This window comes from Gemmobacter lanyuensis (genome assembly GCF_014652355.1).
In the GTDB taxonomy this organism is placed as follows: domain Bacteria; phylum Pseudomonadota; class Alphaproteobacteria; order Rhodobacterales; family Rhodobacteraceae; genus Gemmobacter; species Gemmobacter lanyuensis.
In genome coordinates, this window is sequence record NZ_BMYQ01000001.1 from 142,580 (window position 1) to 167,144 (window position 24,565).

The following is a 24,565-nucleotide window of genomic DNA, read 5'->3' on the forward strand; positions in this document are numbered from 1 at the left end:
CGTTTGGGGCGGCGTTATGCCCTGTCGCGTTACGCCTTGTAGGCCAGCCGCAACCCGCCCCAATGCCGCCCCTGCACGAAGATCGGGGCCGAGACATCCTTCATCATCACGAATTGCCCGTTGCCCATGTCGCGCCGATAGGCCTGCAGCAGGAAGGGGCGGGTGCTTTGCCCGGCGCCCAAGCCGACGCGGTCGTTGAAGATGCGGCGATTGCGGCAGTTGGCGGCATTCCAGACGGGGTCATTGGGGCGCTGGGGCTGGCTGAATTTCAGGTTGTGGGTGGGCAGATAGCCGTTGCGATCCACGCAGGCGGCAAAGACCACGCGGGGCGACAGTTCCAGCAGCGGTTCCTGATGGGCGGGCAGCAAGCGATCGGTGATCGCGGTCATGCGCGACATGACCTGCGCCGGGTCGCTGCCCGGCACGGGGCGGTAATCGGTATCGAACAGATCGTCGATGCCGATCATCCCGGCGGTCAATGCCTGTTCGAAGGCTGCGGAAATGGCTGCAGCGGTTGATTTCACCGCGGTGACATAGGGTGTATCGACCGTGGTAACGCCCAGCCTTGCACAGAGGCCGATCAGGTTTTCGCCCTTGCCCAGAACGCCATAAAGTTCCTGTCGCAGGTCGCTGAGCCGGGTGGAGCTGTCGGCCACGCCTTCGCTGATCCCGGCAATCCCGGTGCGGAACTGCGTCAACGCCTGGCCGCTGCGGCTGGCGGCCTCGGCAATCGCGTGCTGGCGCGTCACCACATCATCCACCGCCCCCGCGATCCGCAGCATCACGGCATCCACCCCTTCCGACCTTTGCCGCAAGGCACCTGCACGGTCGCGGGCACCTTCCGATGCGCTGATCAGTGCCCCGGTCTGTTCCGCAAGGCCGCCCAGAGTGGTCTGGATCTCTTCTGATGCATCCTGCGTCTGGTTCGACAGGGCCTTGATCTCGCGCGCGACCACCATGAAGCCTGCACCGGCCCGGCCCGCCCGTGTGGCCTCGATCGCGGCATTGATGGCCAGGATGTTTGTCGTGCGGGCGATCGAGAGGATATCGCTGATCACCCGGTTCACGCGCTCGAGCGCGGTCTGGAGCGCGTCGATGCGTTGCCCGATGGCCGCCACCTCACCCGAAAGGGTCTGGATCCCGTCGGTGATCGTGGCCACTTCGCGCTGGCCATCGCCCACGCAATCGCGGGCGCGCCCGGTGGCGGCTAGTGCCTCGCTGGCCGAGGTGTTCACAGTGGAGTTCGCTTCGGCCATGCGGGCGACTTCGGCGCCGAGATCTGCAAAAACGCGCGCTTGACGGGCAAGCGCGCTATCCAGATCGTCGACATGGCCATTGGCTTCCGCCAGGGAAAGGCAAAGACCGCCCGCATCGGCAGAGATCTGCTGGAACGTCTCGGTGCGGTCTGTTGCATTCATGGTCGGGCGTCTCTGATGCAGCGGGGGCTTTCACAGAGGATAGACGGCTGGCGCGGTCGGAAAAGACGCCCGCCCGACAGTTGGATACAGCCTTTCGCATGGTTCCGGGCTGTTCATCCGCCGCGCGAAGGTGCGCGGCGGCGTTCTACTGACAAGTTTTCCGGTCAGGGCTGTCGAATCGCGGTCAGCGTGATCGTCACGCCGACCTGGAACCCGACAGTTGATTCGTCGCCATAGCTTGCGCCCATGCCGAAGGCGCGGCGGTCGAGAACGGTGCTGCCGGACATTTCTGCGCGGTCGCCCGACAGGGTCAGGGTGAAGGGCAGGCTGACGGGCTGTGCGCTGCCGCGCAACGTCAGGGTGCCTTTCGCCTCATACCCGGTGGTGGCGGGCAGGATGTCGGCTTCGAACACCGCGGTCTTGTGGGTGGCGGTGTCAAAGAACTCGGGCCCCTTGGCTTGATCGGTGACAGACCCAAGCGTCAGGCTTGCCGTGTCGATGGTCACGGTGACATGGCCGTTTCGCCCGTCAACCGGGGTTTCGTTGAACTGGATATCGGCCTGCCAGCTGCCGAAGCTGCCGCCTACATCCGCGCCCATCTGTTTGACGGTAAATCCAAGCGTGCCGCTTTCCACGACCCAGTTGGCATCGGCTGCAGCAGGGGCCGGGGCAGGCGCTGGGGCCGTCGCAACGGGGGCGGGCGCAATGGGGGCGGGCGCTGCGGGGGGCGGCGCCGTCAGCGACACGGCCGCGGCAGCCCCCACCACATAGATGCCAAGGGCGGCCAGCGCCGGGGTCAGCGGATGGCGGCCGGCCTGTCCGGCCTCATGCCCGCGGGCCATGCGGGCCAGCGTGGCGTCGCGGTCAATCAGCGCATGTTTCAGCGCCCCGGCGACATGCAGCACGATCGAGGCGATCAGCACCTTGCCAAAGAGCCAATGCACCGCCGTGGCAGCCGTGGCCACGGTTTCGGATTTCGGCACGAAGGGCAGGGTCTGTCCAAAGGGCCAGAGGATCGGGGCAAAGCCTTCGACCGCGGCATGATGCACCCAGCCCGACAGCGGTACCACCAGCATGGCAAGGTAGAGCGACCAATGGATCAGCTCGGCCAGCAGGGTTTCCAGCTTGCGCTCGGGGTGGAGCGGGGCGGGGCGGGTTTGCGTCAGCGCCCAGAGGATGCGCGCCGCCGCCACGAAGAAGGCGGCAATGCCGATGGTCTTGTGCAGAGAAAAGACCTGCGCCTTGGCGGCCAGCGCGGCCGAACTGTCATAGGGCAGGGATTCGGCATAAAGGCCAAGTGCGATGGACGACAGAATAAGCAACGCGGTCAGCCAGTGCAGGCTGCGCGCGACAGACCCGTAACGGGTGGCGGAATTGGAAATGGACATGGGCGTCTCCTGACTCTGGCGCGTTAGGTAGCAAAGCGCGGCAGATCGTGGGAGGGGCCGGGGGCGCACAGCCCCTGTGCATCGTGGCAGTGCTGTCGATGGATTTCAGAAAACCCTTTCAGATCAGATCGATAACGGGCATCCCGATGTCTTGCGTGAAGGTCACGATCACGAGAGCCGCGCCCGCCCCGTTGCCATCTGCATCAAAGGACAGCACGTGCTGGGCCGGATCATAGATCCAGCGGTCGCTGCCGTCCTGCGGGGCGCCAGTGACGATATCGCTGGCCGATACGCGCCCGGTGGCCCGGCCATAGCCGAAATCCCAACCTTCGAATTGCAGGTGATCTTCGTCCGCCGTGAAGTCGGTGATCGTGTCGCCCGCTTCGCTCCGGTGGAGCCAGATGAAGCCATCGGCGCCGCTGCCACCGCTGAGGAGATCGGCCCCCACCCCGCCGATAAGGCTGTCCGCGCCCGCGCCCGCCTGCAGCGTATCGGCCCCGGCGCCGCCATCCAGCAGATCGTTGCCTGACGGGGCCGAAAGGTCTTGCAGCAGGTCATAACCTGCACCGCCATAGAGGCTGTCATCCCCCGCCCCGCCATCCAGCGTGTCACTGCCCGCTTTGCCCGCCAGCAGATCGGTGCCCAGCCCGCCATGCAGTGTGTCCTGTCCGGCCCCGGCCAAGAGGGAATCGTTTCCTGCGCCGCCCTCGGCAAACATCTGCCCCGAGAGCTGGGTGGTCAGATCGTCATCAATCAGGTCATCGCCGTCGCCGCCCAGCAGGGTATCGCGGCCGAACCCCGAAAGCAGGGTATCGTCGCCGTCGCCACCCAGAAGGCGGTCATGGCCATTGCCCCCCGACAGGTGATCATTGTCCAGACCGCCCGAGAGTGTGTCGTTCCCCTGACCGCCATTCAGGCTGTCATCCCCGAGATTGCCCAGGACGGTGCTGTGGCTGAAGCGGCTGGTCGACTGATCGGTAAAGGCATCATTGCCATCGCCCAGATCAACCGGACCTGACAGGGTGCCGCTGCTGGTGATCCGGTCATTGCCGCCGCGCATCTCGAGCCGCCCGGTCAGGGTGCCGGTGTTGGTGACAAGATCAATTCCGTCGCAGCCATAGATGCCAATGGCCCCGTTGATCCGGCCACTGTTCGCCAGGCGCAGCGTGCCAAGGCCGAAGGGCGCGTAGATGCCGTAATTCACGCCGGAAATCTGACCGCTGTTCTGGATGACGGTGGTGCCTTCATCGCGGATCAGCGCCCAGATCCCGGCATTGGCGCCGTGGATCCGCCCGGCGCTGGTCATGGTGGTGCCGATGCCATCCAGCACGACACCGTTGGAATGGCTGTAAAGCCCGCGTCCGCCCGCCGTGATCACGGCTGTTGCACCGATGATGACGTTGCATGTTTCCGCCGTGCCGAGCATCTTGAGCCCGTCATCTTCGCCATGCAGGGTGCCATGGACGGTGAAGGTGTGGCGCCCCTCCCAGCAGGCGACGCCGTTGGCCACGTTGGAAAAGACCGTGACCCCTGCCGCGACGAAGATATCGTCATTCTGGAAGAGCAGGTAGCCGTCAGCCTCACCGTTGACGCTTGTGGCGGTAATCAGGGCCATGGCTGCAGTTTTCCGTTCGATTGTATATGAATTGTAAACTATTGAAATATATCGTAATTCTGGCGGCCTGTCACCTGTGCTTCGGCCGAATGTGGTAAAAATATGGCGCCCCTGTGGCGGAGCAAGGGTCAAGTGCCTGTGGTGGGCTGGTTTTTTCGCAAAGATTGCGCCTGCGCCCGCTTCCGGCTAATCCGGGGAAAACGAGTTCTGGAGGACGCATGAGCCGCGCATTCGTATTTCCCGGTCAGGGGGCACAGACCATCGGCATGGGCCGGGCCCTGGCCGAAGCCTATCCGGCCGCCAAGGCCGTCTTCGACGAGGTCGACGAGGCGCTGGGGGAAAAGCTGTCGGCGCTGATCTGGGAGGGCGACATTGCGGCGCTCACGCTTACGCAGAATGCCCAGCCCGCGCTGATGGCGACGTCGATCGCCGCGCTGCGCGCTCTGGAAGCCGAGGGGCTGGGGATCGAGGCGGCAAGCTTTGTCGCGGGCCATTCGCTGGGGGAATATTCCGCGCTCTGTGCGGCGAAATCGCTGCGCCTGTCGGATACGGCACGTCTGCTGCGCGTGCGGGGCCAGGCGATGCAAGAGGCCGTGCCGGTGGGCGTGGGCGCGATGGCCGCGCTGCTGGGCCTTGATTTTGACACCGCGACCGAGGTTGCGGCCGAGGCCGCGCAGGGCGAGGTCTGTCAGGCTGCCAATGACAATGACCCCGCGCAGGTGGTGGTTTCGGGCCACAAGGCCGCGGTGGAGCGGGCGGTCGAGATTGCCAAGGCGCGCGGCGCCAAGCGCGCGCTGATGCTGCCGGTGAGTGCGCCCTTCCACTGCGCGCTGATGCAGCCTGCCGCCCATGTGATGGCCGAGGCGCTGGCGGCGGTGAACATCGAAAACCCGGTGGTGCCGGTGGTGGTGAATGTGCGGGCCGAGGCCGTGTCCGAGGCCAACCGCATCCGCGACCTGCTGGTGGCGCAGGTCACCGGATCGGTGCGCTGGCGGGAAAGCGTGCTCTGGATGGAGCAGGCCGGTGTGACCGAGTTCTGGGAGATCGGCGCGGGCAAGGCGCTGTCGGGCATGATCAAGCGCATCGCCAAGGGCGCCGAGACCCGCGCGGTGGGCACGCCCGAGGATGTGCTGGCTGCCAAGGGCTGATCGCCCCGCGCGGGAGGCGAGGGGAGCGGGGGGCTATCTGCCCCCCAAGGCCTGCGGCCTTTCCCCCCGAGGATATTTCAAGACAGAAAATGCACTGGCCGCGGGCCATGCGGGGAAGGGACTGCGATGTTTGATCTGAGCGGGAAGAATGCATTGGTGACGGGCGCCTCGGGCGGCATCGGCGGGGATATCGCGCGGGCGCTGCACAAAGCGGGGGCGGTGGTGACGCTGTCGGGCACGCGGCTGGCGCCGCTGGAGGCGCTGGCGGAGGAGTTGGGCGAGCGCGCCCATGTGGTGACCTGTGATCTGTCGGATGCGGCGAGTGTCGAGGCGCTGCCCAAGGCCGCGGCCGAAAAAATGGGATCGGTCGATGTGCTGGTGAACAATGCCGGGATCACGCGCGACAATCTGTTCATGCGGATGTCGGATGAGGAATGGCAGTCGGTTTTGGATGTGAACCTGACGTCGACCTTCCGGCTGTGCCGGGGCGTTTTGCGCGGCATGATGAAGGCGCGCTGGGGGCGGATCGTCAATATCTCGTCCGTGGTGGGGGCGACGGGCAATCCGGGGCAGGGCAACTATGCGGCCTCGAAGGCGGGCATGGTGGGCATGTCCAAGTCGCTGGCCGCGGAAGTGGCGAGCCGGGGAATCACCGTCAATTGCGTGGCGCCGGGTTTCATCACCACCGCGATGACCGACAAGCTGAATGACGAGCAGAAGGCGCGCATCCTGACGCAGGTGCCGGCGGGGCGGATGGGAACCTCGGGCGAGATTGCGGCGGCGGTGCTGTATCTGGCAAGTGCCGAGGCGGGCTATGTGACCGGCACCACGCTGCATGTGAACGGCGGCATGGCGATGATCTGACGCGGGCGGCGGCAGGCTGGGCCATGGAAAGGGTTTGCCAAGCCTGTGCCTGCTTGCTATAGCGCCAACGGAACCACTGAGGCCGAAAAGGCTTTGGTGCCCTGCCGAACGCGGGGGAAACAGCCTCGGGGCGGACCCCCGTGGCAGGGACACCAGACCGGGGGCAACCCCGCAACGTAATGAGGAAGTGACATGAGCGACATCGCGGATCGCGTGAAGAAGATCGTCGTCGAGCATCTCGGCGTCGAAGAGGACAAGGTGACCGAGAGCGCCTCGTTCATCGACGATCTGGGCGCGGACAGCCTCGACACCGTCGAGCTGGTGATGGCCTTCGAAGAAGAGTTCGGCATCGAGATCCCGGACGACGCGGCCGAAACCATCCAGACCTTCGGCGACGCGGTCAAGTTCATCTCGGGCGCTGTGTAAGACAACGCCATCGAAGATGGATCTTCGCGGAAAGGCACCCCTTGCGGGTGCCTTTTTGCTTGGGGCCGGCGGGTTTTCGGCCGGGGCCATCCGACAAGAGCCTGCGATTGTTGCCTATCGGGTGCGGCCCGTGTATCACGTCGGGGCAATTCTGCCCCTTGCGGGCGTTCACGAGAAGGAAGCACCGATGCGTCGCGTTGTTGTCACGGGTCTGGGGATGGTCACGCCGCTGGCTTGCGGAGTGGAAGAGACCTGGAGCCGACTGCTGGCGGGACAATCCGGGGCGGGGCCGATCACGCGGTTCGATGCGTCGAATGTGGTCACGCAATACGCCTGTGAAATTCCGTTCGGCGACGGGTCGGACGGCACCTTCAACCCCGATGACTGGATGGATGCCAAGGACCGTCGCAAGGTGGATGACTTCATCCTCTACGGCATGGCGGCGGCGGTTCAGGCGGTGAAGGATGCGGGCTGGCAGCCCGAGGACGAGGAATCGCGCCTGCGGACCGGGGTGATGATCGGTTCGGGCATCGGGGGGTTGACCTCGATTGCGGAAACCGCGGTGCTGATCAAGGAAAAGGGGCCGAAGCGCGTGTCGCCCTTCTTCATCCCCGGCGCGCTGATCAACCTGATTTCGGGCCAGGTGAGCATCCGCTTCGGCTTCAAGGGGCCGAACCATGCGGTGGTGACGGCCTGTTCGACGGGCGCCCATGCCATTGGCGATGCGGCGCGGCTGATCATGCTGGGCGATGCGGATGTGATGGTGGCGGGCGGCGCCGAAAGCCCGATCAGCGAAATCGGGATCGCCGGGTTCAACGCCTGCAAGGCGCTGTCCACCAAGCGCGCCGATGACCCGACCAAGGCGAGCCGTCCCTATGACGCGGACCGTGACGGCTTTGTCATGGGTGAGGGCGCCGGGGTTGTGGTGCTTGAGGAATACGAACACGCCAAGGCGCGCGGCGCCAAGATCTATGCCGAGGTGCTGGGCTATGGTCTGTCGGGCGATGCCTATCACATCACCGCCCCGTCGGAAGATGGCGATGGCGGCTTCCGCAGCATGAGCGCGGCGCTGGCGCGGGCTGGAATCACCCCCGCGCAGGTGGATTACATCAACGCGCATGGCACCTCGACCATGGCCGACACGATCGAGCTGGGCGCGGTGGAGCGTCTGATGGGCGATGCTGCGACCAAGGCCACGATGTCCTCGACCAAGTCGAGCATCGGCCACCTGCTGGGCGCGGCTGGTGCGGTGGAGGCGATCTTCTGCGTGCTGGCGATCCGGGACCAGATTGCCCCGCCCACCATCAACCTGGATAACCCCGCCGTGCAGCCGAAGCTGGATCTGGCCCCGAATGCGGCCGTGAAGCGCAAGATCGACGTGGCGCTGTCGAATTCCTTCGGGTTTGGCGGCACCAATGCGAGCCTCGTGCTGGGCAAGGTGCGCGACTGATGTGGCGGTCGGTCGCCTCGAACGCGCTGACGCTGTTCATCTTTGTGTTGATCGGGCTGGCGGGTTTGCTGGCCTGGGGGCGGCAGGAATATCTGGGCAATGGTCCGCTGACGCAGGCCGTTTGCGTCCGGGTGGAGCGCGGCGCCTCGTTGAGTGCGGTGAGCCGCAACCTGCAGGAGCAGGGGGCGATCAGCGATGCGCGGATCTTCCGCATCGGGGCGAATTATTCGGGCAAAGCGCAGGGCCTCAAATTCGGGTCCTACCTAGTGCCGGAACAGGCCTCTATGGCGCAGATCCTTGATCTGCTGACGCAGGGCGGGGCTTCGACCTGCGGGCGTGAGGTGAATTACCGCATCGGCGTGGCCAAGGCCGAGATCGTGCTGCGTGAGCTGGACCCGGCGAACAACCGCTATGTCGAGGTGGTCAAGTTCGATCCTGCCGCCGAAGCTGCGCCGCAGCCCTATGTCGATGCCGCGCTGGAGGGGGATCTGCGCTGGCAGATCACGCTGGCGGAAGGCGTGACGAGCTGGATGGTGGTAGAAAGCCTGAAGCGGGCCGAATTCCTTGACGGCACCGTGGACGCCGTGCCGCCGGAGGGCAGCCTGGCCCCCGACGGCTATGTGGTCGAAAAAGGCATGTCGCGGGCCGAGCTGCTGGCCGAGATGCAGGCCAAGCAGAGCGCCACGCTGGCCGAACTTTGGGCGTCGCGCGCCGAGGGGCTGCCTTATGACACGCCGGAAGAGGCGCTGATCATGGCCTCGATCGTCGAGAAGGAAACCGGCATCGCGGAAGAGCGCAAGCGGGTGGCCAGTGTCTTCATCAACCGTCTGAACCAGAGCATGCGCCTACAGACCGATCCGACCGTGATCTATGGCCTCACCAAGGGTGAGGGGGTTCTGGGGCGTGGCCTGCGGCAGAGCGAGCTGCGCCGGGCAACCCCTTACAATACCTATCTGATTGACGGATTGCCGCCGACGCCCATCGCAAACCCCGGCCGCCTGTCGATCGAGGCGGCGCTGAACCCCGAAACCACGGATTTCCTGTATTTCGTGGCGGATGGCACGGGGGGGCATGTCTTTGCCAAGACCCTGGCGGAACATAACGCCAATGTCGCCAAATGGCGGGCGATCGAGGCGCAGCAGACCACGCCGCAGCCGTAAGGAAAGGGGAAGCGAGAGCTTCCCCTTTTTGCGTTCAGACCGGGTGTTGCGCAGATCCGGCAGGCAGCGCTCTTTCCGTTAAGATATTGAATATAATAAATTATTTGACATTCAGTCCCGATGTGGCTAGAGATGGTGTCGGGCTAGATGAAAAGTGAGAGCGACGGATCGGGGTGGCACCCGGCTCGTCGCTTTTTGCATTTCACTCGTGCGGAGGCATGAGAGGCGGGCGGCAACAGGATGGGAATTGAATTCTCCGTCGGGGAACACGGGCCGGAGGCTTTGCTGAAGGCATCGGAAGATCTGTATCGAGAGGTGGCGCTGGAATTGGCCGAAGCATCCCGCAGGGTGCGGGACGGCGAATTCGGTGAGGTCAAGGCGGCGATGCAAGCCGCCCGCGACCTGCGCGCCGCCTTTCAGTTGGTCATGGATGAGAGGACACGGGTTGACAAACTCCGCAAGCAGGTTGCCGGGGTCGCAGGAGGCGCCGGAGAATTGGATTTCGCCGCGGCAAGGTCTGAAATCGGGCGCCGCCTGGCTCGCCTCCGTGACGCAGGACACGGTGGATGAGTTTCTGAACGGTCTGAGCGATGCGGCGCTGCTGGCGCTGCCCTGGATGTTCGAGTTTTGGGCACTGCCGCATCAGCTCCCGCCGGAGGGGGCTTGGAAAAGCTGGGTCATCATGGGCGGGCGCGGGGCGGGCAAGACGCGGGCGGGCGCCGAATGGGTGCGGTCCATGGTCGAGGGGGCTGGCCCCACCGATCCGGGGCGGGCCACGCGGGTGGCGCTGGTCGGGGAAACCATCGATCAGGTGCGCGAGGTGATGATCTTTGGCGACAGCGGCATTCTGGCCTGTTCGCCCCCCGACCGCCGCCCGCAATGGGAGGCCACGCGTAAGCGGCTGGTCTGGCCGAATGGCGCGGTGGCGCAGGTCTTTTCGGCACATGAGCCCGAAAGCCTGCGCGGGCCGCAATTCGATGCGGCCTGGGTCGATGAGCTGGCCAAGTGGAAGAAGGCCGAGGAAACCTGGGATCAGCTGCAGTTCGCGCTGCGGCTGGGGCCGAACCCGCAGCAGGTGGTGACGACGACGCCAAAGAATGTGGCGGTCCTGAAGTCGATCCTGCGGAACCCGTCCACCGTGGTGACCCATGCGCCGACCGATGCGAACCGCGCCTATCTGGCGTCCTCGTTCCTGGAGGAGGTGAAGGCGCGCTATGGCGGCACGCGTCTGGGCCAGCAAGAGCTGGAGGGGACGCTGCTGGAGGATGCGGAGGGCGCGCTTTGGACCACGGCCATGCTGGAGCGTGGCCGGGTCGACCAGGTGCCCCCCCTGAGCCGGGTGATCGTGGCGGTGGACCCGCCCGTCACGGGCCATGGCCGGTCGGACGAATGCGGCATCGTGGTCGTGGGCGCGGTGACCGAGGGGCCGGTGCAGGACTGGCAGGCCTATGTGCTGGAGGATGCGAGCGTGCAGGGGGCCTCGCCCGATGCCTGGGCGCGGGCGGCGGTGGCGGCGATGGAGCGTCACGGCGCCGAACGTCTGGTGGCCGAGGTGAACCAGGGCGGCGATCTGGTGCAAAGCGTGATCCGCCAGGTGGACCCGCTGATCCCGTTCCGGGCGGTGCGGGCGAGCAAAGGCAAGGTCGCGCGGGCCGAACCGATTGCGGCGCTTTATGAGCAGGGGCGGGTCAGTCATCTGCGTGGTCTGGCCCGGCTGGAGGACCAGATGTGCCGCATGACCCTGCGTGGCTATGAGGGCCGGGGGTCGCCCGACCGGGTTGATGCGCTGGTCTGGGCGCTGACGGCGCTGATGGTGGAGCCGGGGCGGGCGTTGCGCCGCCCGCAGGTGCGGCTCTTGTAGGTCCGGCCTGCGGCCGGATGCCTCCGGCGGGGATATTTGGGCCAAGATGAAAAGGATCAAACCGAGACGAGGCTACCCCTGATGCGGTGGCCGGGGCAGCGCTTTGCCCGGGATCAAGGAGAGCGGAATGGTGTTCGATTTCCTGCGGCGCGCCGAAAAGGCGGCGCCGGAGCAGAAGGCCTCGGTAACGGGGCGGGTGGTGGCCTTTGGCAATGCGGGCCGTGTGGCCTGGAGCGCGCGGGACACGGTGAGCCTGGTGAAACACGGGTTTCAGGGCAATCCGGTGGGCTTTCGGGCGGTCAAGCTGATTGCCGAGGCGGCGGCGGCGCTGCCCTTGATCCTGCAGGATGCCGAGCGGCGCTATGAGGTGCATCCGATGCTGGATCTGATCCGGCAGCCGAACCCGGCGCAGGGGCGGGCAGATCTTTTCGAGGCGCTTTATGCGCAGATCCTGCTTTCGGGGAACGGTTATCTGGAGGCGGTGCCGGGCCTCGGTGATCTGCCGGCCGAGCTGCATGTGTTGCGCAGCGACCGGATGAGCCTTGTGCCGGGGGCCGATGGTTGGCCGGTGGCCTATGACTATACGGTCGGCGGGCGGAAACATCGGTTCGATATGTCGGGCGGTGCGGCGCCGATCTGCCATATCCGCAGCTTTCATCCGCAGGATGATCATTATGGCCTGTCCCCGCTGCAGGCGGCTGCGGTGGCGATCGATGTGCATTCCAGTGCTTCGGCCTGGTCGAAGGCCCTGTTGGACAATGCGGCGCGGCCTTCGGGGGCGATCGTCTATCGCGGCCCCGAGGGTGCGGGCACGCTGAGCCAGGATCAATATGACCGGCTGGTGGATGAGTTGGAGAGCAACCATCAGGGCGCGCGCAATGCCGGGCGGCCAATGTTGCTGGAAGGTGGTCTTGACTGGAAGCCGATGGGGTTCAGCCCCTCGGACATGGAGTTTCACGAAACCAAGCTATCGGCTGCGCGCGAGATCGCCATCGCCTTTGGTGTGCCGCCGATGCTGATCGGGATTCCGGGCGATGCCACCTATGCCAATTATCAGGAGGCGAACCGGGCTTTCTATCGCCTGACGGTACTGCCGCTGGTGTCGAAGGTCATGGCCTCGGTTTCGCATTGGTTGGAACGGCTGTCGGGGATGTCGGCCGAGCTGAAACCCGATCTGGATCAGGTGCCCGCGCTGGCGGCCGAGCGTGACCAGCAATGGGCGCGGGTGGGGGCGGCGGATTTCCTGACCCAGGCTGAAAAGCGTGCCCTGCTGGGTCTGCCGCGTCTTGCGGAGGAGGAATGAGCACGCGGGACCGCAGTTCCGGCGGGTCGCGCTTTCTCTATGACAGTTTTGAGGCGGCCCATGCCCGGATCGAAGCGAATGAGCGGGTCGCCGAGGAACGCTGGAACGGCCTGGAGTACCGGTTGGGCCAGATCGAGGGCACGCTGGAGCGGTTGGAAAAGCGCATCTGGCTGGGCGTGTACGGGGTTGCGGCCTTTCTGCTGGCGCAGGGGGCCGAGGCGGTGCTGAAAGCGGCGATGAGGTAGGCATGGGATATGTTCACGGATATGGCGCCCCCGAACGCAAGTTCGCCGGGCCCGAGGGCGGCGCAGGCCCGGCGCTGCAGCTGCAGGACGGGCAGGTGATCGAGGGCTATGCAAGCCTCTTCGGCAAACGGGATCAGGGGGGCGATGTGGTAATGCGCGGGGCCTATGCCGGGTCGCTTGCGCGGTTGAAGGCGTCGGGGCGTCGGGTGCGGATGCTCTGGCAGCACGATCCCATGCAGCCCATCGGCATCTGGGAAGAGGTGCGCGAGGATGCGACAGGCCTTTGGGTCAAGGGCCGCATCCTGACCGAAGTGGAAAAGGGGCGCGAGGCCGCGGCTCTGGTGGCGGCGGGGGCGATGGACGGGCTGTCCATCGGCTATCGCACCCTGCGGGCGGACCGCGACGCCAAAGGCGGGCGGCAGCTTGCGGAACTGGAACTGTGGGAAGTGTCGCTGGTGACATTTCCCATGCTGCCCGAGGCACGGGTTTCGGCCAAGTCCGAAACCGGGCAGGACACCTGGCGGCGGCTGGCGCAGGTCATCGACCATGCGCGCCTGACCGGGCCCGGGCGTTCGTCGGCCTGACGATTTCAAAGAGCGGGGAAAAGACCATGACCGAGCGTGACTCTCGGACCGGGGAAGGCTTGTCCGGACTTATGCGGATGGAGGGGCCGGACCCGGCGGCGGATGCAGTGACCGCCATGTCGGGGTTCCTAAGGGAAATCAATTCCTTCCGGGAAGAAGTTAAATCTGCGTTGCAACATCAGGAAGAGCGACTGACCATGCTGGATCGGAAAACCATGACCTTTGGGCGCCCTGCGCTGTCGACCTCGACCGAGGTGGAGGTGCCCCATGTGAAGGCCTTTGACGCTTATCTGCGTTCGGGCGATGACGATGGTCTGCGCGGCCTGGTGCTGGAGGGCAAGGCCATGTCCACCGCCGTGGCGGCCGATGGCGGCTATCTGGTCGATCCGCGCACCTCGGATACCATCCGTTCGATGCTGGTTTCGACCGCCAGCCTGCGCGCAGTGGCCAATGTGGTGCAGGTGGATGGGCCGACCTTCGATGTGCTGATCGACCGCAGTGAAGTGGGTTCGGGCTGGGCGACCGAGACCACGTCGCAGGCCGAAACGGCGACCCCCGCGATCGAGCGCATCTCGATCAAGCTGCACGAACTTTCGGCCATGCCGAAGGCCAGCCAGCGGCTTCTGGATGACAGCGCCTTTGACGTGGAAGGCTGGCTGGCCACCAAGATCGCGACCCGGTTCATCCGCGCGGAATCGGCGGCCTTCATCAACGGCGACGGCGTGGACAAGCCCAAGGGCATCCTGCTGCCGCCAAAGGTTGCCAATGCCAGCTGGACCTGGGGGAACCTCGGCTATGTGCCGACGGGCGCGGCCTCGGATTTCGCCACCACCAATGCGGCGGATTGCATCATCTCGCTGGTTTATGCGCTGGGGGCGGATTATCGCGCCAATGCATCGTTCCTCATGAACTCGAAAACCGCGGGCGCGGTGCGCAAGATGAAGGATGCCGATGGGCGCTTCATGTGGTCGGATGGTCTGGCGGCGGGGGAACCTGCGCGTCTGATGGGCTATCCGGTGCTGATCTGCGAGGACATGCCCGATATCGCGGCCAATGCCTATCCGATTGCCTTTGGCGACTTCGCCTCGGGCTATACCATCGCGGAACGCCCCGATCTGCGCGTGCTGCGCGACCCGTTCTCGGCCAAGCCGCATGTGCTGTTCTATGCCTCGAAGCGCGTGGGCGGGGACATCAGTGACTATGCGGCGATCAAGCTGTTGAAGATCGCTACGGCCTGACCTGACACCGGATGGCCGGGGTCCGCCTGACCCCGGCCTGTGGACGCGCGCCTGCAATGCGCCTTCTAGCTGCTCCCCCCTCCGTCCGAGTGGCGCAGGGCGCGCGTCCAGACCGCGATTGATGGGGGCCCGAGGAACACAGACATGATGTTGACCGAACAGACGACGGTGCCGCAATCGGCGCTGCCGCTTCAGGCCTTTCGCGAACATCTGCGCCTTGGCACCGGCTTTGGCGATGATGGCCTGCAAAGCGGGCTGATCGAAAGCCATCTGCGGGCGGCCATGGCCGCGATCGAGGGGCGGATCGGCAAGGCGCTGCTGACCCGCAGCTTCAAGTTGGTCCTTCCGGACTGGCGCGATGCGTCGGCGCAGGCCCTGCCGCTGGCGCCGGTGACTGCGGTGCAGAGTGTGACGGTGGTCGATGCGCAGGGCGGGACAACGGTGGTGGTGCCGGCGCGCTACAAGCTGCAGGTTGATGCCCACAGGCCGCGTCTGGTGGCGGTGGGGATGCGGCTGCCCACGGTGCCGACCGATGGCCAGGTCGAGATCGTTTTTACAGCCGGGTTCGGCGCGACCTGGGCGGCGCTGCCGGCGGATCTGGCGCAGGCGGTGATGCTTTTGGCCGCGACCCAGTATGAGACGCGCCATGACGGAGGCCCGCAACCCGGGCTGCCCCACGGGGTCCAGGCGCTGATCGAACGCTGGCGCAATGTGCGCGTGCTGGGGGGGCTTGGCGCATGATCGCCCCCTGCCTGAACCGCGCGCTGACGCTTGAGACCCGCGTCCGCCTGCCCGATGGCGCCGGGGGCTTTTCAGACAGCTGGCAGGCCCTGGGTCAGCTTTGGGCCGAGATGCGGGCCGGGGCGGGCCGCAATGCCGCGGGCGAGGAGGTGAGCCTTTCATCCACCCTGCACCGGGTCATTCTGCGGGCCGCCCCGCCGGGTGCCACTGCCCGCCCCGTGCCGGGCCAGCGCCTGACGAGCGGCACCCGCCACTTCGTCATTCTGTCGGTGACCGAAGCGGACCCGGCTGGGCGCTATCTGCTCTGCATCACCAAAGAGGAGTTCCCGACATGAGCTATGGCTCGGCTGCGGCGTTGCAGGCCGCCGTGTTCCAGCGCCTCGTCGCGGCCCTGCCGGGGGTTGCGGTGCATGACGCGCTGCCTGCGGGGGCAGGGCTTGGCACCTTCATCCTGCTGGGCCCCGAAGAGGTGGTCGATGCGTCAGACATCACCGGGCCGGGGGCAGAACACCGCTTTGTTGTCAGCATCCTGTCGGACGCCACCGGGTTCCTGCAGGCCAAGGAAACCGCCGTGGCCGTTTCGGATGCGCTGGTGGGGGCGCCCTTGACGCTTGGCCGTGGCCGGTTGGTCGGGCTGCGGTTTCTCAAGGCGCAGGCGCGGCGATTGGATCAGGGCGCGGCGCGGCGGATCGATCTGCGCTTTGCCGCCCGGATCGAGGGGTAAGCCCCCGAAACTCATCGGCTTTGTGGCGCGGCCCCTGTGGCCCCGCCTTCATTCCTGCAAACGGAGATCGCCATGGCGGTACAAAACGGCAAGGACCTGCTGGTCAAGATCGACATCAACGGCAGCGGCCAGTTCGAAACCATCGCGGGGCTTCGCGCCACGCGCATCAGCTTCAACGCCGAGACGGTGGATGTCACCAGCCTCGAAAGCCAGGGCGGCTGGCGCGAGCTGCTGGCGGGCGCGGGGGTGCGTTCGGCCTCGATCTCGGGCGCCGGGGTTTTTCGCGATGCCAATACCGACGAACGCGCCCGTCAGATCTTTTTCGACGGTGAGGTGCCGGATTTCCAGGTCGTGATCCCCGGTTTCGGGGTGGTTGAAGGCCCGTTCCAGATCACCGGCATCGAATATGCGGGCAGCCACAACGGCGAGGCGACCTATGAGCTGACGCTCGCCTCGGCCGGTGTCCTGACGTTCACGGCGCTCTGATGGTGAACCCTTGGGCCGGAGAAGTGGCGCTTCAGATCAACGGGCAGCGCCATGTGGCCAAGCTGACGTTGGGCACGCTGGCAGAGCTTGAGGGCAGCCTTCAGGGCGAGGGCTTGGTCGATCTGGTCGAGCGGTTCGAGAAAGGCCGCTTCAGTGCCCGTGATGTGTTGGCGGTGATCCTTGCGGGGTTGCGCGGCGGGGGGTGGCAGGGCTCTGCCGTCGATCTGGCCGGGGCCGAGATCGCCGGATCGCCGCTGCAGGCCATGCAATGCGCGGCCGAGCTGCTGGCACGGGCCTTCGCGCTGCCGGGGGGCGAATGACTGAAGCACCGCGCAGGCTGGATTGGCCGGGGTTGATGCAGGCCGGGCTGAAGGGGCTGGGCCTGACGCCTGACCGCTTCTGGCGACTGTCGCCGGTGGAACTGCGGATCATGTTGGGGGCCGAGGTGACGGCGGCCCCCCTGACGCGGGCACGGCTGCAAGAGCTTGCCCGCGCCTTTCCCGATGTGACGAAAGGGGCATCCGATGGTGCAACGTGAAAATCTGGAGGATCAGATCGCCGCGCTTGAGGCGACGCTGGGCACGACCGCGGGCGGGATCGCGGCCTTTGATGGAGAATTGGGCCGCCTGCGCGAAAGCCTGACCTTCACGGGCGCCGAGGTGGACCGGCTTGCCTCGGGCCTCGGGCGCGGGGTGCGGCGGGCCTTTGACGGCATGGTGTTTGACGGGATGAAGGCCTCGGATGCGCTGCGCGGTCTCGCGCAGTCGATGGTCGATACCGTCTACAACGTGGCGATGCGCCCGGTCCAATCGGCGGTAGGCGGGGCTTTGGCGCAGGGGCTGAACGGCGTGATGGGCAGCATCCTGCCCATGACCAAGGGCGGCGGTTTTACCGAGGCGCGCGTTCAGCCCTTTGCCAAGGGCGGCGCCGTCGCCATGGCTGCCCCTGTGGCGCTGCGCGGCCCCGCGCCCGGCGCGCTGACCGAGGCGCTGGCCCCTGTGGCCCGCGCTGCCGGGGACACGTCCAGCGCGGCAGGGCGCCCTCTCACCGTGGTGATGAACATTCAGACCCCCGATGTGCAGGGGTTCCAGCGCAGTCAGGCGCAGATCGCGGCGCAGGCTTCGCGGGCGCTGGCCCGCGGGCAGCGCAACCGCTGAGGACAGGAGAGGACCATGGGATTTCACGAAATCCGCTTTCCCGCGAACCTGAGCTTCGGCTCGGTCGGCGGGCCGGAACGGCGCACGGAAATCGTGATGCTGGCCAATGGATTTGAAGAGCGCAACACGCCTTGGGAACATTCGCGCCGCCGCTATGATGCGGGTGTGGGGATGCGGTCGCTGGATGACATCGCCGCGCTGATCGCGTTTTTCGAGGCGCGGCGCGGCCAGATGTTCGGCTTTCGCTGGAAGGACTGGTCGGATTACCGTTCCGGCCGCGCCTCGCAGCCGGTGACGGCCTTTGATCAGGAAATCGCCGTGGGCAATGGGCTGCGGACCGAATTTCAGCTGATCAAGACCTATCGCTCTGGCGGGCAGGCCTATGCCCGGCCTGTTCAGAAACCCGTGCAGGGCACGGTTCTCGTGGCGCTGGACCGGGATGAAAAGGTCATGGGCCAGGAGGTGACGGTCGATCCGCGCAGCGGCCTGATTACCTTCGAAACACCGCCCGCCAAAGGGGCGGTGATCTGGGCGGGCTTTGAATTCGACGTGCCGGTGCGGTTTGATACCGACCGCATCCAGACCTCGGTCGCGTCGTTTCAGGCGGGGGATGTGCCCAATGTGCCGGTGGTGGAGGTGCGGGTATGATGGGCGGGGCGCTTCAGGCGCATCTCGCCACTGGCACCACCACCATCTGCCGCGCCTGGGCCTTGATCCGGCGCGATGGTCGTGTGCTGGGCTTTACCGACCATGACCGCGATCTGGCCTTTGAAGGCTACTTCTTTCGCGCCGATACCGGCCTGACCGCCCGCGCGCTGCAGCAGACGACCGGGCTTTCGGTGGACAATACCGAGGCGATGGGCGCGCTCAGCGATGCTGCGATCACCGAGGCGGACATCATCGCAGGCCGCTATGACGGGGCCGAGGTCATCGCCTGGCTGGTCAACTGGGCAGATGTGGGGGAACGGAGCGTGCAATTTCGCGGCACGGTGGGCGAAATTACCCGCAGCGGCGGCAGCTTCACGGCAGAGTTGCGGGGCTTGGCCGAACGCCTGAACCAACCGCAGGGCCGCGTCTATCAGCGCAGCTGCAGCGCGGTGCTGGGGGGCGCGGGCTGCGGCTTTGATCTGACTCAGCCGGGCTTTGCCACCCTTGCAACACCCGTCACCGTCGAGGGGCAGCGCCTGTTCCGGTTTCCCCCGCTGCCCGAATTCGCGGCGCGCTGGTTCGACCGGGGCACGCTGATCGCCAAATCGGGCGCAGCGGCGGGCTTGCGCGGCATCATCAAATCGGATCGGCTGGATCAGGATGGCCAGCGCGTGATCGAGCTTTGGCAGGATCTGGGCGCGGCTGTCACCCCGCAAGATGAGATGCAGCTTTTGGCTGGCTGCGACAGACGGGCCGAAACGTGCCGTGAAAAATTCAACAATTTCCTCAACTTTCGGGGCTTTCCTCATATTCCGGGCGAAGATTGGCTGACTGCCTATCCCACTTCGGCCACGGTCAATGATGGTGGGAGCCTGCGGCGATGAGGGGCGATGCAGCTCTGATCGAGGCGCGGCGCTGGATCGGCACGCCCTATCTGCACCAGGCCTCAACCCTTGGGGCCGGCACGGATTGTCTGGGCCTTTTGCGCGGGGTCTGGCGCGTGCTCTACGGTGCCGAGCCTGAAGATGTGCCCGCCTATACGCAGGACTGGGCCGAACCTGCGCGGGCCGAGTTGCTGCTGACTGCCGCGCGGCGCCACCTGATCCCGCGCGCGCTGCCGGACGCCGCGCCCGGCGATGTGCTGCTGTTCCGGATGCGGGATGCGGGCATTGCCAAACATCTGGGCATTCAGGGCCGCATCGGCCCGGAACCCAGCTTCATCCATGCCTATACCGGGCATGGCGTCATCGAAAGCCCGCTGAGCGGCCCCTGGGCGCGGCGCATCGTGGCACGATTTGCTTTTCCGGAAGGACAACAGTGAATGGCGACCCTTCTTCTCTCGGCGGCCGGGTCCGCGCTGGGTGCGGGCTTTGGCGGCACGGTGCTGGGCCTTTCAGGGGCCGTGATCGGGCGGGCCGTGGGGGCAACCCTGGGCCGGGTGATTGACCAGAAAATCCTGGGCGGGGGCAGCGATGCGGTCGAGATCGGCCGCATCGACCGTTTCCGGCTGATGGGCGCCTCAGACGGCGCTGCGGTGGCGCAGGTCTTCGGGCGGATGCGCGTGTCCGGTCAGGTGATCTGGGCCACCCGCTTTCAGGAAAGCAGCCGCACCCAAGGCGGCGGCAAGGGCGTTCCGCGCCCTGAAACCACGACCTACAGCTATTCCATCAGCCTTGCCGTCGCGCTGTGTGCGGGTGAGATCACCGGCATCGGCCGCATCTGGGCTGATGGTGCGGAAATTGCGCCGGGAACACTGAACCTGCGGGTCTATACCGGCAGCGAAAGCCAGCTGCCCGACCCTCGTATCGAGGCGGTCGAGGGCGCAGATGCCGCCCCCGCCTATCGCGGCATCGCCTATGTGGTGATCGAGGATCTGGACCTTGGCCGGTTTGGCAACCGCGTGCCGCAACTGTCGTTTGAGGTGATCCGCCCCGCTCAGGGCGCGCTGGCAGATCAGGTGACGACCTTGCAAGAGGCTGTGCGGGGGGTGGCCCTTATCCCCGGTACCGGGGAATTCGCACTGGCGACGACCCCGGTGCATTACGGCGCGGGCGATGATGCCACGCGCAGCGCCAATATGAACTCGGCCCGCGAAACGCCGGATCTGCTCGCCTCGCTGCACAATCTGGAGACTGATCTGCCGAAATGCGGGTCGGTCTCGCTGGTCGTGTCGTGGTTCGGCAATGATCTGCGCTGCGGGCAGTGTGAGGTGCAGCCCAAGGTCGAACAGCTACAAGAGGAAGGCCGGGGTCAGGTCTGGCGGGCGGGTGGCATCGACCGCGCCGCCGCGCAGGTCGTGCCGCAGGTGAGCGGTGCCTCAGTCTATGGCGGCACGCCCTCGGACGCCTCGGTCATTCAGGCGATCCGCGCGATCCGCGCCTCGGGGCGCGAGGTGATGTTCTATCCCTTCATCCTGATGGAGCAGCTGGCCGGAAACGGGCGTGCCGACCCCTGGTCGGATGCCGCCGATCAGCCCGATTTGCCCTGGCGCGGGCGCATCACGCTGAACCGCGCGCCGGGGCAGGCAGGCAGCAGCGACCGCAGCGCGGCGGCGGCGGCCGAGGTTGCGGCGTTCTTTGGAAGCGCCCAGCCGGGGCATTTTGCCACCACGGGCGAAACCGTCACCTATGGTGGTCCGGCGGAATGGCGCTATCGCCGTTTCATCCTGCATTATGCCCATCTCTGCGCGGCAGCGGGTGGGGTGGATGCTTTCTGCATCGGCTCCGAAATGGTCGCACTGACGCAGATCCGCGGCGCGGGGGACAGCTTTCCGGCGGTCGTTGCCCTGCGCCAGCTTGCGGCCGAAGTGCGCGCCATTCTGGGGCCGGGCACCAAGATCTCCTACGCGGCCGACTGGTCAGAGTATTTCGGTTATCACGTTGACGGGAATGTCTATTTCCATCTCGATCCGCTGTGGTCCGATCCCAATATCGATTTCATCGGCATCGACAATTACATGCCCCTTGCCGACTGGCGCGACGGCGACCGCCATGCCGATGCCGGCTGGGGATCGGTGCATGATCTGGGATATCTCAAGGCCAATATCGCCGGGGGCGAGGGGTTCGACTGGTATTACGACAGCGCCGAGGCGGCGGATGCGCAGATCCGCACCCCCATCACCGATGGCGCCCATGATGAACCCTGGGTCTTTCGCTACAAGGATCTGCGATCGTGGTGGTCGCTTCCCCATCACAACCGCATCAATGGCGAAAGGCTGACCCAGCCCACCGATTGGGTGCCGGGGTCCAAACCCATTCGCTTTACCGAATATGGCTGCGCGGCCATCGACAAGGGGGCGAACCAGCCCAACAAGTTCCTTGATCCGAAATCGTCGGAATCCATGCTGCCGCGTTATTCGTCGGGGCGACGGGATGATCTGATGCAGATGCAATATCTGATTGCCATGGCGGAGTTCTGGACCGATCCGGCCCATAACCCGGCCTCGACGCTTTATTCCGGGCGGATGGTTGATTGGGCGCGCGCGCATGCCTGGGCCTGGGATGCGCGGCCCTTTCCGGCCTTCCCCAGCCGGTCTGACATCTGGACGGATGGCGACAATTACGCCCGCGGTCACTGGCTGACCGGGCGGGCCAGCAGCCAGCCCCTGGCCGCCGTGGTGGCCGAGCTTTGCGAACAAGCCGGTCTGACGCAGATCGATGTCACGGGCCTGCGCGGCGTGGTGCGCGGCTATGTGGCCGAGGATGTCGGCCCCGCTCGGGCGCGGCTGCAATCGCTGATGCTCGCCTATGGGTTCGATGCGGTTGACCGGGGCGGCATCCTGCAATTCCGCATGCGGACAGGGCGGGCCGTCGCCGTACTTGACCCCGCGCGGCTGGCGCTGGCACCGGATCTTTCAGCGGTGACCGAGGCCACGCGCAGCCCCGAGGTCGAACTCGCCGGGCGGGTGATGATCAGCCATTATGAGGCCGCGGGTGACTACGAGATGCGTCAGGCCGAAGCGCGTCTGGCCGATAACCAGAACCTTGGTATTGCCCAGACCGACCTTGCCCTCGCCCTGACCGGGTCCGAAGGCGTGACCATCGCGGAACGCTGGCTGGCCGAGGCGCGGCTGGCGCGGGAAAGCCTGCGCTTTGCCCTGCCGCCCAGCCTGTCGCATATTGGTGCGGGGGACGTGGTGACACATGCGGGCACACATTACCGCATTGACCGGGTGGATCAGGCCGAAACCCTGATGGTTGAGGCCCTGCGGACCGACCCTTCCGTCTATCGACCCGGTGATTTCCCCGAAGAGCCGGTGGCCCCGCGCGCCTTCGTGCCGCCGCTGCCGGTCTATCCTGTGTTCCTGGACCTGCCGCTTCTGACGGGGGATGAGGCCCCCCATGCGCCGCATCTGGCGATTTCCGCGCGGCCCTGGCGCGGGCCGGTCACGCTCTGGTCCTCGGATGAAGATGCGGGCTATCGGCCCAACCTGTCTGTCACGGTGTCGGCCACGGTGGGGCGGACGCTGACCCCGCTTGCCGCCGCCGCGCCGGGGCGGTGGGACCGGGGGCCTGCGCTGCGGGTGCGGCTGGGGTCGGGGGTGCTGACCTCGGCCGGGCAGCGGGCAGTGCTGAACGGGGCCAATGCCCTTGCGATTGGAAACCCCGACACCGACATCTGGGAGGTGCTGCAATTCGCGCGCGCCGATCTGGTGGGGCCTCAGACCTATGACCTGTCGCTGCGGCTGCGGGGGCAGGCGGGGACCGATGGCATCATGCCTGCGGTTTGGCCCGTGGGCAGCCAGATCGTGCTTCTGGACCGGGCGCTGCAGCAGATTGACCTTGCGGCCTCGGCGCGGGGGCTTGCGCGACACTACCGGGTGGGCCTGTCGGCGCGGGGAACGGATGACCCTACGGTCGTGCACGTGGAACGCTCCTTTGCGGGTGTGGGGCTGCGGCCCTATGCGCCGGTGCATCTGCGGATGACGGAGAACGGCGGGGATCTGACTTTCACCTGGGTGCGCCGTACGCGGATCGATGGCGATAGCTGGCTTTCGCCCGAAGTTCCCCTGGGCGAGGACCGCGAACTTTATCAGATCGAGCTTTGGCAGGGCGGAACGCGCCTCCGCTCGGTCCAGGTTCCGCAACCCGGCTGGACCTATACCGCGGCCGAGCGTGCGGCGGATGGCGTGGCAGGGACGGTGACGGTCGAGGTCGCGCAGGTTTCGGCCCGCTTTGGCGCGGGGCCTGCGGCGCGGCGGGATGTCCTGCTCTGACCCCCGGCGGGGGGCTGGCTGTTTTCCCGTTTCGCGCTATACTGGGTGCCGAGAAACGATCGGAGATTGGCCATGGCCGAGACGAAACAGAAGGTAGCCCCCCTCGATCCCGTCTGGTCCCGCGTCTGTGACGAGGCGGTCGCCGCCATTGCGGTCGAACCGCTTCTGGGCGGGCTGGTCCATTCCAGCCTGCTGCACCACCCGACGATGGAACGCGCGCTGGCCTATCGCTTTTCGCTGAAACTCGCCTCGGGTGAGATGAGCGAACAGATCCTGCGCGAGATCGCGGATGAAGCCTATCAATCCGACCCGCTGCTGGGGCAATCGGCGCGGGCCGATCTGATGGCGGTCTATGACCGTGATCCCGCCTGCCACCGCTATCTGCAGCCCATCCTGTTCTTCAAGGGCTATCAGGCGGTGCAGGCCTACCGTGTGGGCCACTGGCTTTGGGGGCAGGGGCGGCACGATCTGTCTTACTTCGTGCAGATGCGCGTGTCCGAGGTGTTTGGCGTCGATATTCACCCCGCTGCCCGTCTGGGCAAGGGCATCATGATCGACCACGCCCATTCCATCGTGATCGGGGAAACCGCGGTCGTGGGCGATAATGTCTCGATGCTGCATTCCGTCACGCTGGGCGGCACTGGCAAGGAAGATGGCGACCGTCATCCGAAGATCGAGGATGGCGTGCTGATCGGCGCCGGGGCCAAGGTGCTGGGCAATATCCGCATCGGCCACTGCTCGCGCATCGCGGCGGGGTCGGTCGTGCTGGCGGATGTTCCGCCCTGCACCACGGTGGCAGGCGTTCCCGCCAAGGTGGTGGGCGAGGCGGGCTGTTCCCAGCCCGCGCTGACGATGGATCAGCGCCTCAAGAACTGCCAATACTGATGATCCAGA

The 24,565-nt window shown here is 66.1% G+C and carries 26 protein-coding genes; 23 read left to right on the forward strand and 3 right to left on the reverse strand.

Annotated features, from left to right (window positions below):
- Window positions 1-29: 29 nt before the first annotated feature.
- The 3 genes from IE101_RS00675 to IE101_RS00685 form a co-directional block, all read right to left on the reverse strand.
- Complete coding sequence (locus tag IE101_RS00675) at window positions 30-1,418, reverse strand: methyl-accepting chemotaxis protein (RefSeq protein ID WP_189631882.1); 1,389 nt, start codon at window positions 1,416-1,418, stop codon at window positions 30-32.
- A gap of 164 nt (window positions 1,419-1,582) precedes the next feature.
- Complete coding sequence (locus tag IE101_RS00680; RefSeq protein ID WP_189631883.1) at window positions 1,583-2,806, reverse strand: cytochrome b/b6 domain-containing protein; 1,224 nt, start codon at window positions 2,804-2,806, stop codon at window positions 1,583-1,585.
- A gap of 118 nt (window positions 2,807-2,924) precedes the next feature.
- Window positions 2,925-4,421 (reverse strand): calcium-binding protein, encoded by a 1,497-nt coding sequence (locus IE101_RS00685; protein ID WP_189631884.1) that lies wholly within the window; start codon window positions 4,419-4,421, stop codon window positions 2,925-2,927.
- Window positions 4,422-4,639: 218 nt separating this feature from the next.
- Here IE101_RS00685 and fabD point away from each other — a divergent pair, with 218 nt between their 5' ends.
- The 23 genes from fabD to cysE all read left to right on the forward strand — a co-directional run bounded on the left by fabD (window position 4,640) and on the right by cysE (window position 24,556).
- Window positions 4,640-5,569 carry an ACP S-malonyltransferase gene (gene fabD, locus IE101_RS00690; RefSeq protein ID WP_189631885.1) on the forward strand — a complete coding sequence of 310 codons (930 nt, stop codon included), beginning with the start codon at window positions 4,640-4,642 and terminating at the stop codon, window positions 5,567-5,569.
- Window positions 5,570-5,695: 126 nt separating this feature from the next.
- The gene (fabG, locus tag IE101_RS00695; RefSeq protein WP_189631886.1) at window positions 5,696-6,433 is read left to right on the forward strand and encodes a 3-oxoacyl-ACP reductase FabG; all 738 of its coding nucleotides are present in this window, start codon (window positions 5,696-5,698) and stop codon (window positions 6,431-6,433) included.
- Window positions 6,434-6,625: 192 nt separating this feature from the next.
- Complete coding sequence (locus tag IE101_RS00700) at window positions 6,626-6,859, forward strand: acyl carrier protein (protein ID WP_146285659.1); 234 nt, start codon at window positions 6,626-6,628, stop codon at window positions 6,857-6,859.
- 187 nt (window positions 6,860-7,046) lie between these two features.
- Window positions 7,047-8,309 carry a beta-ketoacyl-ACP synthase II gene (gene fabF, locus IE101_RS00705; protein WP_189631887.1) on the forward strand — a complete coding sequence of 421 codons (1,263 nt, stop codon included), beginning with the start codon at window positions 7,047-7,049 and terminating at the stop codon, window positions 8,307-8,309.
- Window positions 8,309-9,469 carry an endolytic transglycosylase MltG gene (gene mltG, locus IE101_RS00710; RefSeq protein WP_189631888.1) on the forward strand — a complete coding sequence of 387 codons (1,161 nt, stop codon included), beginning with the start codon at window positions 8,309-8,311 and terminating at the stop codon, window positions 9,467-9,469. Before fabF ends, mltG begins: the two co-directional genes overlap by 1 nt.
- Before the next feature lie 240 nt (window positions 9,470-9,709).
- The gene (locus IE101_RS19715) at window positions 9,710-10,039 is read left to right on the forward strand and encodes a hypothetical protein (RefSeq protein ID WP_229803981.1); all 330 of its coding nucleotides are present in this window, start codon (window positions 9,710-9,712) and stop codon (window positions 10,037-10,039) included.
- A complete protein-coding gene (locus IE101_RS00715; RefSeq protein WP_229803982.1) occupies window positions 10,032-11,330 on the forward strand; it encodes a DNA-packaging protein in 1,299 nt (432 codons plus the stop codon). The genes IE101_RS19715 and IE101_RS00715 overlap by 8 nt, the downstream gene beginning before the upstream one ends.
- 127 nt (window positions 11,331-11,457) lie before the next feature.
- Entirely contained in the window at window positions 11,458-12,633 is a 1,176-nt protein-coding gene (locus tag IE101_RS00720; RefSeq protein ID WP_189631890.1) for a phage portal protein, read from the forward strand.
- The gene (locus IE101_RS00725; RefSeq protein WP_189631891.1) at window positions 12,630-12,878 is read left to right on the forward strand and encodes a GTA head formation protein, RCAP_rcc01685 family; all 249 of its coding nucleotides are present in this window, start codon (window positions 12,630-12,632) and stop codon (window positions 12,876-12,878) included. Before IE101_RS00720 ends, IE101_RS00725 begins: the two co-directional genes overlap by 4 nt.
- Before the next feature lie 2 nt (window positions 12,879-12,880).
- Window positions 12,881-13,462: an HK97 family phage prohead protease gene (locus IE101_RS00730; protein WP_189631892.1), complete on the forward strand. Its 582-nt coding sequence runs from the start codon at window positions 12,881-12,883 to the stop codon at window positions 13,460-13,462.
- Between the two features lie 26 nt (window positions 13,463-13,488).
- Entirely contained in the window at window positions 13,489-14,700 is a 1,212-nt protein-coding gene (locus IE101_RS00735) for a phage major capsid protein (RefSeq protein ID WP_189631893.1), read from the forward strand.
- Between the two features lie 144 nt (window positions 14,701-14,844).
- Window positions 14,845-15,441 carry a head-tail connector protein gene (locus tag IE101_RS00740; RefSeq protein ID WP_189631894.1) on the forward strand — a complete coding sequence of 199 codons (597 nt, stop codon included), beginning with the start codon at window positions 14,845-14,847 and terminating at the stop codon, window positions 15,439-15,441.
- The gene (locus IE101_RS00745; protein WP_189631895.1) at window positions 15,438-15,776 is read left to right on the forward strand and encodes a head-tail adaptor protein; all 339 of its coding nucleotides are present in this window, start codon (window positions 15,438-15,440) and stop codon (window positions 15,774-15,776) included. The genes IE101_RS00740 and IE101_RS00745 overlap by 4 nt, the downstream gene beginning before the upstream one ends.
- Window positions 15,773-16,165: a DUF3168 domain-containing protein gene (locus IE101_RS00750; RefSeq protein WP_189631896.1), complete on the forward strand. Its 393-nt coding sequence runs from the start codon at window positions 15,773-15,775 to the stop codon at window positions 16,163-16,165. The genes IE101_RS00745 and IE101_RS00750 overlap by 4 nt, the downstream gene beginning before the upstream one ends.
- Before the next feature lie 72 nt (window positions 16,166-16,237).
- Window positions 16,238-16,651: a phage major tail protein, TP901-1 family gene (locus IE101_RS00755; protein ID WP_189631897.1), complete on the forward strand. Its 414-nt coding sequence runs from the start codon at window positions 16,238-16,240 to the stop codon at window positions 16,649-16,651.
- Window positions 16,651-16,971 (forward strand): gene transfer agent family protein, encoded by a 321-nt coding sequence (locus IE101_RS00760; protein ID WP_189631898.1) that lies wholly within the window; start codon window positions 16,651-16,653, stop codon window positions 16,969-16,971. The genes IE101_RS00755 and IE101_RS00760 overlap by 1 nt, the downstream gene beginning before the upstream one ends.
- Window positions 16,968-17,189, forward strand: a complete 222-nt coding sequence (locus IE101_RS00765; protein ID WP_189631899.1) for a rcc01693 family protein — start codon at window positions 16,968-16,970, stop codon at window positions 17,187-17,189. The genes IE101_RS00760 and IE101_RS00765 overlap by 4 nt, the downstream gene beginning before the upstream one ends.
- A complete protein-coding gene (locus IE101_RS00770; protein WP_189631900.1) occupies window positions 17,176-17,808 on the forward strand; it encodes an RcGTA-type gene transfer agent tail tape measure protein in 633 nt (210 codons plus the stop codon). The genes IE101_RS00765 and IE101_RS00770 overlap by 14 nt, the downstream gene beginning before the upstream one ends.
- A 15-nt stretch (window positions 17,809-17,823) precedes the next feature.
- Window positions 17,824-18,456: a DUF2460 domain-containing protein gene (locus tag IE101_RS00775; RefSeq protein WP_189631901.1), complete on the forward strand. Its 633-nt coding sequence runs from the start codon at window positions 17,824-17,826 to the stop codon at window positions 18,454-18,456.
- Window positions 18,456-19,340 (forward strand): phage/gene transfer agent baseplate hub protein, encoded by an 885-nt coding sequence (locus IE101_RS00780; RefSeq protein WP_189632699.1) that lies wholly within the window; start codon window positions 18,456-18,458, stop codon window positions 19,338-19,340. Before IE101_RS00775 ends, IE101_RS00780 begins: the two co-directional genes overlap by 1 nt.
- A complete protein-coding gene (locus IE101_RS00785; protein WP_189631902.1) occupies window positions 19,337-19,777 on the forward strand; it encodes an NlpC/P60 family protein in 441 nt (146 codons plus the stop codon). The genes IE101_RS00780 and IE101_RS00785 overlap by 4 nt, the downstream gene beginning before the upstream one ends.
- Complete coding sequence (locus IE101_RS00790; protein ID WP_189631903.1) at window positions 19,778-23,671, forward strand: baseplate multidomain protein megatron; 3,894 nt, start codon at window positions 19,778-19,780, stop codon at window positions 23,669-23,671.
- Between the two features lie 72 nt (window positions 23,672-23,743).
- The gene (cysE, locus tag IE101_RS00795) at window positions 23,744-24,556 is read left to right on the forward strand and encodes a serine O-acetyltransferase (protein ID WP_189631904.1); all 813 of its coding nucleotides are present in this window, start codon (window positions 23,744-23,746) and stop codon (window positions 24,554-24,556) included.
- Window positions 24,557-24,565 lie beyond the last annotated feature (9 nt).